This window comes from Streptomyces sp. NPDC005576 (assembly GCF_042871745.1).
GTDB lineage: Bacteria > Actinomycetota > Actinomycetes > Streptomycetales > Streptomycetaceae > Streptomyces.
Genome location: NZ_JBIAJC010000004.1, coordinates 292,633 through 305,963, shown reverse-complemented (window position 1 = coordinate 305,963; position 13,331 = coordinate 292,633). Strand labels below are relative to the sequence as shown.

Below are 13,331 nucleotides of genomic sequence, written 5' to 3'. Positions count from 1 at the left end.
ACGCTACCGCATCGGCGTGGCGACTACCCTGGGAAGTCGATCCATCCCCTGGGCAGGAGTGAAATGGCCGTCAATCTGGTCAATGTCGAGCAGGTCAGCAAGGTGTACGGCACCCGTGCGCTGCTCGACGGTGTGTCTCTCGGAGTTTCGGAGGGAGACCGGATCGGTGTCGTCGGCCGCAACGGCGACGGCAAGACGACCCTCATCCGGATGCTCGCCAAGCTGGAGGAGGCGGACTCCGGGCGCGTCACCCACCTCGGTGGGCTGCGCGCCGGCGTCCTCACCCAGCACGACTCCCTCGACCCGAGGGCGACGATCCGCCACGAGGTCATCGGCGACCTCGCCGACCACGAGTGGGCGGGCAGCGCCAAGATCCGGGACGTGCTGACCGGCCTCTTCGGCGGTCTCGCGCTGCCGGGCTTCGAGCACGGGCTGGACACCGTGATCGAGCCGCTCTCGGGTGGGGAGCGCCGCCGTATCGCGCTCGCCAAGCTGCTCATCGCGGACCAGGACCTGATCATCCTCGACGAGCCCACCAACCACCTCGACGTCGAGGGCATCTCCTGGCTCGCCGGGCACCTGCGGGCCCGTCGTTCCGCGCTCGTCTGCGTGACCCACGACCGGTGGTTCCTCGACCAGGTCTGCACCCGCATGTGGGACGTGCAGCGCGGCACCGTCCACGAGTACGAGGGCGGCTACAGCGACTACGTCTTCGCCCGTGCGGAGCGGGAGCGGATCGCCGCGACCGAGGAGTCCAAGCGGCAGAACCTCATGCGCAAGGAGCTGGCCTGGCTGCGGCGCGGCGCCCCCGCCCGTACCTCCAAGCCGCGCTACCGCATCGAGGCCGCCAACGAACTGATCGCCGACGTGCCGCCGCCGCGCGACACCAGCGAGCTGATGAAGTTCGCCAACGCGCGCCTCGGCAAGACCGTCTTCGACATGGAGGACGTGACCGTCCAGGCCGGCCCCAAGACGCTGCTCGAACACCTCACCTGGCAGCTGGGCCCCGGCGACCGCATCGGCCTCGTCGGCGTCAACGGCGCGGGCAAGACCTCGCTGCTGCGCGCGCTGACCGAGGCGTGGCGCAGTCAGGGCGACGTCCAGCCGGCCGCCGGGAAGATCATCGTCGGCAAGACCGTCCGGCTCGCCTACCTCTCCCAGGAGGTGCACGAGCTCAACCCGAACCTCCGGGTGCTGGAGGCCGTGCAGCAGGTCCGGGACCGGGTGGACCTCGGCAAGGGCCGTGAGATGACGGCGGGGCAGCTGTGCGAGCAGTTCGGCTTCACCAAGGAGAAGCAGTGGACGCCGGTCGGCGACCTCTCCGGTGGTGAGCGGCGCCGGCTCCAGATCCTGCGTCTGCTGATGGACGAACCGAACGTCCTCTTCCTCGACGAGCCCACCAACGACCTCGACATCGAGACCCTCACCCAGCTGGAGGACCTCCTCGACGGCTGGCCCGGCTCCATGATCGTGATCTCGCACGACCGGTTCTTCATCGAGCGGACCACCGACCGTGTGATGGCGCTGCTCGGCGACCGGGCGCTGCGGATGCTGCCGCGCGGTATCGACGAGTACATCGAGCGCCGGCAGCGGATGGAGGAGTCGGTCACCCCGTCCGCCGCCGCCCCTTCCGCGGCCAAGGAGTCGGCCCCGCAGGTGAGTTCCCTCTCCGCGCAGGAATCGCGTGCGGCGAAGAAGGAGCTGCAGAAGGTCGAGCGTCAGCTCGGCAAGCTCTCCGACCGGGAGACCAAGCTGCACGCCCAGATCGCCGAGAACGCCACCGACTTCGGGAAGGTCGCCACGCTCGACGCCGAGCTGCGCGAACTCGTCACCGAGCGGGATGAGTTGGAGATGCGTTGGCTGGAGTTGGCGGAAGACGCGTAGGCACGTAGGCGCTGCTGCCCGCAGGCGAACACGGACCCGGACCCGGCCGCATTCGGCCGGGTCCGTTCTGTTCCGACCACCTCTGCTTCCCTCTGCCTGATTCTGTTTTGTTCTGTCCGGGTTTGCGTGGTCCGGTGCGTCGGATCATCCGTACATAGTGGGGAATTACGGGCGCTGAGACCCGCTGGCGAGATAACTCCGGCCCCGGCGAGCCCCCTTGACGGTGTGTCGGCACAGGGTGGCGGGCTTCGAGCCGGGTGGGCGGTAACGGCGGCATCACGACCCGGTTCTCCCTTGGGAACAGGGAGTGGACCGATCCGGTGTGCATGGTGGTGCGGGTGGTACAAAGAAGCCCCGCCAGACTGTCGCGACGCCGCGGTGGCCATGCCCGTTCCGCTCCATTCCGGGGAGTTCCGGAGGTTCGTCGCACGACGTCTTCCGGTCCCCGCGGGATCGCGGGGGAGGCCGGTACGGGCACCGGTACCGCACGAAGGGGGACGTGCTGATGAGTCAGCCGCCCAGCCAGCAACCGCCGCAGGGGGGCTCGGGGACTCCGCAGGAGCCCCCGCAGGGGTCTCCCCAGCAGCCCGCCGCCCAGCCGTACGGGTCCGAGCCCCCCGGTACGCCGCCCCCGCCCCCGGCGGCCCCGCCCGCACCTCCCGCCCAGGCTCCGGCCCCCGGCGCCCCGGCGTACGGTTCCCCGCAGGCCCCCGGTCCGTACGGCCAGCAGCCCCCGGCCCCCGGCACCCCCGGCTACGGCTCCCCGCAGGCCCCCGGCCCGTACGGCGCACCGCAGCCCGGCCCGTACGGCCAGCAGTCACAGCCGGGCCCATACGGTCAGCAGCCCCAGTCGGGCCCGTACGCCCAGCAGGCCCAGCCAGGCCCGTACGGTCAGCAGTCCCAGCCGGGCCCGTACGGTCAGCAGCCCCCATCGGGTCCGTACGGGCAGCAGCCGCAGTCCGGCCCGTACGGACAGCAGGGCTACCCGGGGTACCCCGCTCCCCCCGGTCCGCCGCCCGCCGCTCCCCTCTCCTCCGCGCCCTCCGGCCGCGGATTCTTCCGGGGCCGGACCGGGGTGATCGTCGCCTCCGCCGTCGCGGTGGTGGTCGTGGCCGCGGTGGGTGTCGGGTTCGCCCTCGACGGGGGCGACAGCCCCGCCGAAAAAAAGCCGGTCGCCCACGGAAGCGCGGACGGCAAGGGCGGTGCCGGACCCAGTGCCTCACCCTCGGGCGACGGGAACGACGAGGGCCGTGACGCGGAGGACGACCTGAACGCCGGCCGTCAGGCCGGTGAGGCGAAGGTCCTCTGGGTGAACGACAACGACCTGAAGCTGCCGCGCAACGGCGCCACGGTCCGCGGTCCCTGGGTTGTCGGCGACACCCTGGTCAAGGCCGCGTACCGGGATGTCTCCGGCTACGCGCTCGCCACCGGCGAGAAGAAGTGGACCCTGAAGGTCGACACCGACATCTGCGCCGCGTCGGTGAACACCACGGACGACGGCAAGATCGTCCTCGGGGTGCTCGACGGCACCGACGACCGGGCGAAGTGCGCGCAGGTCCAGCAGGTCGATCTCACCACCGGCAAGGCCGGCTGGAAGAAGACGATCAAGCCGAACGGCCTCTGGGACCTGCTCTCCGACATCGGTCTGGCGATCAGCGGCGACACCGTCACCGTCGGCCGTTCCGGTGGAACCAACGCGTTCCGGGTCAGTGACGGGAAGGAGCTCTTCGGCGCCCCGACCGGCAAGTGCCAGCCCGTCGCCTACTCCGGCGGCCCGAAGCTGATCGCCGCCCTCAACTGCACCGTGGACGATCCGGAGAACCCGCAGCAGCAGATTCAGCAGCTCGACCCGGTCACCGGCAAGGCGCGTTGGACCTACCAGCCGGAACGCGGCTGGGAGGTCGACCGGGTGTACTCGGTCGACCCGCTCGTCGTGTCGCTGACCAACGAGAAGAAGAAGTCGTGGGGAGTTCTCGCCTTCAAGGACAACGGCGAACTCCGCTCCCAGCTGGACGGTGACGCTTCCGACAAGTTCGCCCCGGACTGCGGCGGTTCACTGGAGATCTTCGGCAAGACCCTGGACAACTGCACGGGCGTCGCGGCGACCGCCGACACGTTCTACATGGCGACCCAGGCGCCCAGCACCACGGACCGCCACAACAAGGTGGTCGCCTTCGACCTCAACACCGGCAAGCCCAAGTGGAGTTCGGTCGCGCCGGCCGGTCGGATGATGCAGCCGGTACGGATGGACGGCGCCAACCTGATCGTCCGCCTGGAGGCCACCTATGACGCGGGCGGCGCCATTGCCTCCATCGCGCCGTCCGGTGGGTCCCCCAAGATCCTGCTCCAGCACCCGGCGTCCACGTCACGGGTCGAAGAGGCCATCTTCGGCGGCAAGTTCCTCTGGCTGGACGGACGTTCCATCATCGTCGCCGACCGGCTCACCGAGGCCAACAACAGGGGCGACGACCGGGAGACAGCGATGATCGCGTTCGGCAAGTGACGCCGCCGCCCCGAGTCCGGTTCCACAACTCCCCCCGCCCGCACCAATCTTCCTCAGAGGTACGTACGACATGACCCAGCCGCCCCCTCCCCCTCCGCAGCCCGGCGAGCCGCCGAAGGGCGGTTTCGGTGCCCCGCAGGACCCGCCGCCCGGCGGATTCGGCGCGCCGCCGCCCTCCCCGTACGGAACGCCCCCGCCGCCGCAGGCCCCGCAGCAGCAGCCCGAGGCCCCGCAGCCGCCGCCCCCCGGCCCGTACGGCACCCCGCCCCAGGCGCCCCAGACACCCCAGGCGCCCCAGCCTCCGCAGGCGCCGGCTGCGGGGCCCGCGTACGGGTACCCGCAGGCCCAGCCAGAGCCGCGGGCACAGCCCCAGCCCCACCCGCAGGGGCCGCCCCCGTCGCAGCCCGGATACGGCTATCCGCAGGGGCAGCCCGGGTACGGCTACCCGCAGACGCCGACCTCCTCGCAGCCCGGCCAGCCCGGCTACTTCGGCCAGCCAGGCCCCGGGCAGCCGGGGTACGGCTACCCGACGCAGCCGCAGTACGCGCAGCCCCAGCCGTCCCAGGGCGCAGGCAGCGGCAAGAAGCTCTCCGCCCAGATGAAGATCATCATCGGGGCGGCTCTCGCCGTGGTGCTGATCGTCGGCGCCGGGATCGCCTACTCGACGTCGTCCGGCGACGACGACCACCCCGACGTCTCCACCGCGGGCCCGACCGGCGGTGGCGCTGACGGCGACAAGGGTGAGGGCGGCGGCGATTCCGCCGGTGGCACCGAGAAGGTGCCGGCCTCCACCAAGTCGAAGGTCGCCTTCAAGCTCCCCCAGCCGAAGGTCTCCGACGTCACCACCGTCTACGGCTCCTGGGTCACCGACAAGGTGTACGTGAAGACCGGTGTCTACGAGGTCGCCGGGTACGACCTGGTCAAGGGCACCAAGCTCTGGTCCATCCCGACGTCGGGACAGCTCTGCGCGGCCTCCCGCCACATGACGAAGGACTACAAGACCGCGATCGTGTTCGAGGAGGGCAAGCCGAGTTCGGCGGACAAGTACCCGTCCTGCAACAAGCTCGGCGCGCTCGACCTGAACACCGGCAAGATGATCTGGTCGAAGTCGGTCGTCGCCGCCTCCAACGGTGACGAGCCGGTGCGCTTCTCGGAGGTGACGGTCAGCGGGACGACCGTCGCCGCGGCGGGCACCCAGGGCGGTGCCGCCTTCGACATCACCACCGGAGCCCAGCTCTGGGCCCCGAAGGTCTCCACCGACGACTGCTACGACACCGGTTACGCCGGAGGCCCGGCGCTCGTCACCGTCCGCAAGTGCGGTTCGTACGACGACCCGAAGCTCTCCGTCCAGACGCTGGACGCCAAGACCGGGGCTCCGCTCTCCTCGTACGACATGCCGCCGGGCGTCGACTACGCGGCGGTCGTCTCCACCAAGCCGCTCGTGGTCGCGGCGGACATCGGCGACACGGCCGGCGACGGCTCCAGCATCTCCGACTACTTCTCCATCGACGCCGGGACCGGCAAGTTGATCGTCCGGATCTCCGCCGACGCCGAGCGGTACGCGGGGGAGTGCGGTTCCACCGAGGTGGAGCGGTGCGTCGGCATGACGGTCGGCAACAACCGCCTGTACGTGCCCACCGAGTCCCACGAGGGCACCGCCGAGTTCGGCGACACCAACGAGGTCGTCGCCTTCGACCTCACGACCGGCAAACTGCTCGGCGCCCGCGCCGACGCGGGCGAGCGGTACAGCATGATCCCGCTCCGCATGGACGGCACCAACGTCATCGCGTACAAGGTGCCCCCGTACGACAAGGGCGGTGTGGTCGTCTCGCTCGACGGGACCACACTCAAGGAGACGGTGCTGATGGAGAACCCCAGCGACGAGAAGACGCGGGACGCGGAGACGTACTTCGGTTACGACCGCGGGGAGTTCCTGTACGAGAAGGGACGGCTCTTCCTGTCGCCGAACATGCTCAGCGAACCGAGCGGGACGGACGACGGCGACCGGCTCCTCGCCATGGCGTTCACCACCGGCTGACCCGCCGCGCCACCTCGTCCGGAGGTCGCCCGTACGACGTCCCGGGCGACCTCCGGGCACCCCACGATGGCCCCGCCGTTCGGAAGAAGACCGGCGGGGCCGATCGTTTTCCGTCAACCCTGTGACCTCCGAAGCTGTAGAAACCGGCCTTCTGGGGGGCTTCTGCCACGTATGGGCGCCACGGCGTCGAACAAGCGTGTAGCTTGCCGGGTCTAGGCCGGGGGGCCGACGGTCGTGGCACACCTGCGCACGGCGGTTCACGGCGGTACTGGGGGTAACTGCGCGATGAGCGTGCGGCTCATGGTGGTCGACGACCACCGCCTGCTGGCCGAGGCGCTCGCCTCGGCACTCAAGCTCCGGGGGCACCGCGTGCTCGCGGCCACGGCGCCGACGGCGGGCGCCGCCGATCTGGTCATAGCCAGGGCCCCGGAGATCTGTCTCTTCGGGACGGCCTCTCCCGCCGCGCCGGGCGCCTTCGATCCGATCGTGCGGATCGGACGGGAGCGCCCGCAGGTGGCGGTGGTGGTCCTGGGCCCCGTCCCCAGCCCCCGGGGGATCGCGGCGGCCTTCGCGGCCGGAGCGGCCGGATACGTCCGGCACGACGAACGCATCGAGGGTGTCGAGCGGGCCATGATGAAGGCCAGGGCCGGGGAGGCGTCGGTGGCGCCCGCCCTGCTCAGGGGCGCCTTCACGGAGCTGTTGCACCCGGTGGAGAAGCCCGACGACGAGGGCCAGCGACTGCTGCGGCTGTTGACGCCCCGCGAGGCCGAGGTGCTGGTACGCGTCGCCGAGGGCGAGGGCACCCGGCTGATCGCCGCCGGGATGCGGATCGCGCCGAGCACCGCCCGTACCCACGTCCAGCGGGTCCTGATGAAGCTCGGCGTCGGCTCCCGGCTGGAGGCAGCCGCGCTCGCGGCCCGTACCGGACTGCTCGACCGGGCGGCCGTCCACACGGCGATGGCCGCGGCCCGCGAACCGGCCCGCGAACCGGCGCAGGGGCCGGACGCACCCTGAGTCGCGGGTGGGTCCGGCCCCTGCGGGGAGCGCGGTAGGCGTGGTGCGGCCGGTCAGTGGCCGGCGGGGCCGCTCTGTTCGAGGGGCTCGACCGGCGCCTGCGTCGGGCGCAGCCACATCCAGAGGAGGAAGAGCAGCCCGAGGACCAGCATCGCGAGGCCGGTCCAGAGGTTGATGTTGACGCCCTGGGCCTTCTTGAGGTCGGCGTCGGACGGGTTGATGCCCGCGATGGTGACGATGACTCCGTAGACCACGAAGAGACCGCCGATGATCCGCCTGATGTCGAAGAGGCGTGCCGCCGTGGCGGACTTGCTCTCCAGGTCGGAGACTTCCTTGTGCAGCTCGGACATGGTGGTTCCTCCGATCAGAACGAGTAGGGGACGTAGCAGGCGGCGGCGATCACTATGGCGCCCCAGCCCAGCAGGGCCGGCTTGCGGTACCAAGCGGAGTCGGACTCCTCCGGCACCTCGGGGGCGTCCGGGGACTCGGTGCCGTAGACCAGGCCGGCCAGTTCGGCCTCCGGCTTCGGCGCCGTGAAGAGGGTGACGACGACCATCACGACCGCGCCGGCGACGAAGCCGACGATGGCGGAGACGAAGTTCGCGCCCTGGTCGGTCGGGATGCCGATGATGCCCTGCTTGTAGAAGACGAAGTAGTTGACCATCGCGGCGGTGGTGCCCGCGACCAGGCCCCAGACGCCGGACTTCATCGACGCGCGCTTCCAAAACATGCCGATGATGAAGACCACGAACATCGGGACGTTGAAGAAGGAGAAGAGCGTCTGCAGGTAGCTCATGATGTTCGTGAAGCTGGACGCGATGAACGCGGTGCCGATCGAGGCCAGCACGCCGACGGCGGTGACGCCGCGGCCGAACTTCAGGTAGTACGCGTCCGGCTTGTCCTTCTGCACGTACCGCGCCCAGATGTCCGTGGTGAACACCGTGTTGAACGAGGAGACGTTGGCGGCCATACCGGCCATGAACGCGGCCAGCAGACCGGTCACGGCGATGCCGAGCACACCGTTCGGGAGCAGTTCGCGCATGAGCAGCGGGATGGCGTCGTTGTACGTCAGGTCCGAACGGTCGGTGCCGATGTTCGGGACGACGACGGCGGCGACCATGCCAGGGATCATCACCAGGAAGACGATGAAGATCTTCGGGAACGCGGCGATGAGCGGGGTGCGCTGGGCGGCCGAGAGGTTCTTGGCGGAGAGGGCGCGCTGCACCTCGGCGAAGTTGGTCGTCCAGTAACCGAAGGAGAGGACGAAGCCGAGGCCGAGGATGATCGTCAGCCAGTTCGCGCCGAGCGCGTTGGAGTCACCGATGCCCGTGTCGCTCCAGGCGGACATGAAGCTGGAGCCGTGGCTCTTCGTCAGGGAGTCGCTCAGGCCGTCCCAGCCACCGACCCGCTTGAGGCCCAGGATGGTCAGGGGTATGAGCGCGGCGAGGATGACGAAGAACTGGAGCACCTCGTTGTAGATCGCCGAGGAGAGCCCACCGATGGTGATGTACAGGAGGACGAAGATGCCCGCGACGATGATCGCGAACCACTTCGGCCAGCCCAGCAGCGCCTCCACGACGATCGAGAGCGCGTAGAGGTTGACGCCGGCTATGAGGATGGCGGCGAACGCGAACAGGGCCGAACTCAGCACGTGGGCCGACTTGTCGAACCGCTGGAGCAGGAACTCCGGGACGGACCGGACCTTCGAGCGGTAGTAGAACGGCATCATCACCAGGCCGAGGAAGACCATGGCGGGGATGGCACCGATCCAGTACCAGTGGACGACCGAGACGCCGTACTGCGCGCCGGTGGCGGCCATGCCCAGGATCTCGGTGGCGCCGAGGTTGGCGGCCACGAAGGCCAGACCGGTGACCCAGGCGGGCAGGGAGCGGCCGGAGAGGAAGAAGTCGAGGCTGGTCTTCACACTGGCGCGGGCCGCGAAGCCGATGCCGAGGACCACGACGAAGTAGATGGCCAGGATTGTGTAATCGAGGCCGTTCGTGGGGAGCCGGAGCCCATCAGCCAGATAGTTCATGGGGGGTACTCGCTTCGTTGCGCGAACTGAACCTGATGAAACCTACGCCCTTGCATTCAATAACTGAACAAACCAACTGGTGTTCTTTGTTTGATCGTGATGCAGAGGGGCGAAATGACCCGATGTAAAGAATCAGGTCTCCACTAAAGCGCACACAGGGGTACTGCTTGTTTACAAAGTGTTACGTCATTGACGCCTCTGTTCGCTTGTGATTAATTATGTTTAGTTATGTTTGGAGGAACCTGGTGAAGAAGACGGCTACGACCCTCGCCGACGGTCGTGAACTGATCTATTACGACTCCGCCGAGGGCGCCGTGCGGGACGCGGTGGACAGCCGGCCGCTCGACGCCGTCGCCACCTCGTCCGAGATCCGGCGCGACCCGCTCCTCGGGGACGCGGTGGCCATCGCCTCCCACCGCCAGGGCCGCACCTACCACCCGCCGGCCGACGAGTGCCCGCTCTGTCCCTCCCGGGACGGGCGGCTCAGCGAGATCCCCGACGACCACTACGACGTGGTCGTCTTCGAGAACCGCTTCCCGTCGCTCGCGGGCGACTCCGGCCGTTGCGAGGTCGTCTGCTTCGCCTCCGACCACGACTCCTCCTTCGCCGACCTCACCGAGGAACAGGCCGCCCTGGTCCTGGCCGCCTGGACCGACCGCACCGCCGCTCTCGCCGAACTCGACCAGGTCGCCCAGGTCTTCCCCTTCGAGAACCGCGGTGCCGAGATCGGTGTGACTCTCGGTCACCCCCACGGCCAGATCTACGGCTACCCCTTCGTCACGCCTCGAACCGAACTGATGTTGCGTTCTGCCGTCGCCCACCGCGAGGAGACCGGACGCAACCTCTTCGAGGACGTCGTCGCCCGCGAGATCGCCGAGGGCGACCGGACCGTCCTCGAAGGCGAGCACTGGGTCGCCTTCGTCCCCTACGCCGCGCACTGGCCGTACGAGGTCCACCTCCACCCCCGCCACCGCGTCGCGGACTTCCGTGACCTGGACGACGCCGCCCGCGCGGAGTTCCCCCGGATGTACCTGGAACTCCTGAGGCGCTTCGACCGGATCTTCGGGCCCGGTGAGCCCCCCACCCCGTACATCGCCGCCTGGCACCAGGCGCCCTTCCGCGCCCCCGGTCGCGAGGAGCTCGCCCTCCACCTGGAGCTGTTCACCATCCGGCGCACGACCGGCAAGCTGAAGTTCCTCGCCGGATCGGAGTCCGGCATGGGAGCGTTCATCAACGACGTGCCGCCGGAGACCGCGGCCCAGCGACTGCGAGAGGTAGCGAGCAAGTGAGCAGCACCCCGAAGAAGTACCTGGTCACCGGTGGCGCGGGCTACGTCGGCAGTGTGGTCGCCACCCACCTGCTGGAGGCCGGGCACACCGTGACCGTGCTCGACGACCTCTCCACGGGTTTCCGGGAGGGCGTCCCGCAGGGCGCCGAGTTCATCGAGGGCCGCATCCAGGACGCCGCGAAGTGGCTCGACGCCTCCTACGACGCCGTCCTGCACTTCGCCGCGTTCTCCCAGGTCGGCGAGTCCGTCGTGAACCCGGAGAAGTACTGGCTCAACAACGTCGGCGGCACCACCGCGCTGCTCGCCGCGATGCGCGACGCCGGGGTGCGCACCCTCGTCTTCTCCTCCACCGCCGCGACCTACGGCGAGCCGGTCTCCAGCCCCATCACCGAGACCGACCCGACCGCCCCCACCAACCCGTACGGCGCGACCAAGCTGGCCGTCGACCACATGATCACCGGCGAGGCCGCCGCGCACGGACTGGCCGCCGTCTCGCTGCGCTACTTCAACGTGGCCGGCGCGTACGGGAACACCGGGGAGCGCCACGACCCCGAGTCCCACCTCATCCCGCTGGTGCTCCAGGTCGCCGCGGGCGAGCGCGAGTCGATCAACGTCTACGGCGACGACTACCCCACCCCCGACGGCACCTGTGTCCGCGACTACATCCACGTCGCCGACCTCGCCGAGGCCCACCTCCTCGCCCTGGGCGCCGCCACCTCCGGCGAGCACCTCATCTGCAACCTGGGCAACGGCAACGGCTTCTCGGTGCGCCAGGTGATCGAGACCGTCCGTGAGGTCACCGGCCACCCGATCCCGGAGACCGTCGCCCCCCGCCGCGCCGGCGACCCGGCCGTCCTCGTCGCGTCCGCCGCCACCGCCCACGAGCGCCTGGGCTGGACGCCGAGCCGCCCGGGCCTGGCCGGAATCGTCGCCGACGCCTGGGCGTTCGCCCGCCGAGAGGAGAACACCGCATCATGAGCGAAACCCCCGCAACTCCCGAGATCATGGTCACCGAGAACACCGTCGCCGAGGCCGTCGCGACCACCGGCCCGACGGACCAGGCGGACCAGGCGGACTTCATCGCCTCCTTCCGCGCGCTGTACGGCACCGAGCCCGAAGGCGTCTGGGCCGCGCCCGGCCGTGTCAACCTCATAGGCGAGTACACCGACTTCAACGACGGCTTCGTCATGCCGCTCGCCCTCCCGCACGTCGCCCGTGCCGCCGTCGCCCGGCGCACCGACGGACAGCTGCGCCTGCACTCCACCGACGTACCCGGCGGCATCGTGCAGCTCGCCGTCGACGGCCTGACCCCGAACGAGGGCCACGGCTGGGCCGCGTACCCGGCGGGTGTCGTCTGGGCGCTGCGCCGGGCGGGCCACAAGATCACCGGCGCGGACATCCAGGTCACTTCCACCGTGCCGACCGGCGCCGGGCTCTCCTCGTCCGCCGCCCTCGAAGTGGTCGTCGCGCTCGCCCTCAACGACCTCTTCGGCCTCGGCCTGAGCGCCGCCGAGCTGGCGGTCCTCGGCCAGGCCGCCGAGAACGACTTCGTCGGCGTGCCCTGCGGCGTCATGGACCAGATGGCTTCGGCGTGCTGCACCGACGGCCATGCCCTCCACCTCGACACCCGCGACCTCGCCGTGCGCCAGGTGCCGTTCGACCTGGCCGCGCACGGGCTGCGGCTGCTCGTCGTGGACACCCGCGTCAAGCACGCGCTCGGCGACGGCGCGTACGCCGAGCGCCGCGCCGGCTGCGAGGAGGGCGCCCGTCTGCTCTCGCTGGGCAAGCTGCGCGAGCTGGCGTACGAGGACCTCCCCGACGCCCTCGCCCGGCTGGAGGCGGCCGGAGCGGACGAGTCCGTCGTCCGCTACGTACGCCACGTGGTCAGCGACAACGCCCGGGTGGAGCAGGTCATCGCGCTGCTCGACGCCGGGGACGTGCGCGCGGCGGGCCCCGTGCTCACCGAGGGCCACACCTCGCTCCGCGACGACCTGCGGGTCTCCTGCGCCGAGCTGGACCTCGCCGTGGCGACCGCGAACGCGGCCGGCGCGCTGGGTGCCCGCATGACCGGCGGCGGCTTCGGCGGTTCGGCGATCGTGCTGGTCGAGGAGTCCGACGCCGAGGCGGTCAGCACGTCCGTGCTCGACGCCTTCGCGGCGGCCGGTCATTCGACCCCGGGCATCTTCGCCGCCGTCCCCTCGCAGGGCGCGCGCCGCCTGGTCTGAGGACCCCGACCGCACCCACCCACCCGCGCGTGTACGAGTACGAGCGCCGGGACCGGCCCACGGCCGCGGCCCGGCGCTCTGCCGTGGGCACGCCAGGACGCGGCCGTGGGCGGTGGGCTCCGGACCGGCGCGGAATCCGCCCTCGTTCGTCCACTTCCGTCCCCCATCCGTCCCGTTACGTGCAGGAAGCACTTCCTGAACGCCGGGGACGGTCACTTCCGTGAATCGGCTTCCCGGCCACCCGTACGCCCGTACGCTGATGTGCAGCACCGGTGGGGGTCGGTGCCGTTCAGGGGCCGAGACGGGCGGTGCGGCACCCGGGCGCGGATGGCGGCTCGGTGCGC

9 protein-coding genes are annotated in these 13,331 nt (G+C 70.3%); 7 read left to right on the top strand and 2 right to left on the bottom strand.

The genetic code is table 11. From position 1 onward, the window contains the following. The first annotated feature begins 63 nt into the window (after nucleotides 1-63). From ACFYPN_RS09420 to ACFYPN_RS09405, 4 genes are all read left to right on the top strand, one after another. The gene (locus ACFYPN_RS09420) at nucleotides 64-1,884 is read left to right on the top strand and encodes an ABC-F family ATP-binding cassette domain-containing protein (protein WP_358758523.1); all 1,821 of its coding nucleotides are present in this window, start codon (nucleotides 64-66) and stop codon (nucleotides 1,882-1,884) included. A gap of 505 nt (nucleotides 1,885-2,389) precedes the next feature. Then, a complete protein-coding gene (locus ACFYPN_RS09415; RefSeq protein WP_358758525.1) occupies nucleotides 2,390-4,387 on the top strand; it encodes a PQQ-binding-like beta-propeller repeat protein in 1,998 nt (665 codons plus the stop codon). Nucleotides 4,388-4,457: 70 nt separating this feature from the next. Next, a complete protein-coding gene (locus ACFYPN_RS09410; RefSeq protein WP_358758527.1) occupies nucleotides 4,458-6,425 on the top strand; it encodes a PQQ-binding-like beta-propeller repeat protein in 1,968 nt (655 codons plus the stop codon). A gap of 285 nt (nucleotides 6,426-6,710) precedes the next feature. Beyond that, a complete protein-coding gene (locus ACFYPN_RS09405) occupies nucleotides 6,711-7,439 on the top strand; it encodes a LuxR C-terminal-related transcriptional regulator (protein WP_358758529.1) in 729 nt (242 codons plus the stop codon). A 53-nt stretch (nucleotides 7,440-7,492) separates the two neighbouring features. Here ACFYPN_RS09405 and ACFYPN_RS09400 read toward each other — a convergent pair whose 3' ends face one another. Next, nucleotides 7,493-7,789, bottom strand: coding sequence for a hypothetical protein (locus ACFYPN_RS09400; protein ID WP_358758531.1), 297 nt, complete (start codon nucleotides 7,787-7,789; stop codon nucleotides 7,493-7,495). Between the two features lie 14 nt (nucleotides 7,790-7,803). After that, nucleotides 7,804-9,474 (bottom strand): sodium:solute symporter family protein, encoded by a 1,671-nt coding sequence (locus ACFYPN_RS09395; protein WP_358758533.1) that lies wholly within the window; start codon nucleotides 9,472-9,474, stop codon nucleotides 7,804-7,806. A gap of 245 nt (nucleotides 9,475-9,719) precedes the next feature. On the opposite strand from ACFYPN_RS09395, the gene galT reads away from it, so the two are divergent. From galT to galK, 3 genes are read left to right on the top strand one after another with little or no spacing between them, the layout of a single operon-like run. After that, complete coding sequence (gene galT / locus ACFYPN_RS09390; protein WP_389297506.1) at nucleotides 9,720-10,763, top strand: galactose-1-phosphate uridylyltransferase; 1,044 nt, start codon at nucleotides 9,720-9,722, stop codon at nucleotides 10,761-10,763. Continuing rightward, complete coding sequence (gene galE / locus ACFYPN_RS09385) at nucleotides 10,760-11,740, top strand: UDP-glucose 4-epimerase GalE (protein ID WP_389297504.1); 981 nt, start codon at nucleotides 10,760-10,762, stop codon at nucleotides 11,738-11,740. Before galT ends, galE begins: the two co-directional genes overlap by 4 nt. 26 nt (nucleotides 11,741-11,766) lie before the next feature. Beyond that, on the top strand, nucleotides 11,767-12,987 hold the full coding sequence (gene galK, locus ACFYPN_RS09380; protein ID WP_389297616.1) for a galactokinase: 1,221 nt from the start codon (nucleotides 11,767-11,769) through the stop codon (nucleotides 12,985-12,987). Nucleotides 12,988-13,331: the final 344 nt, after the last annotated feature.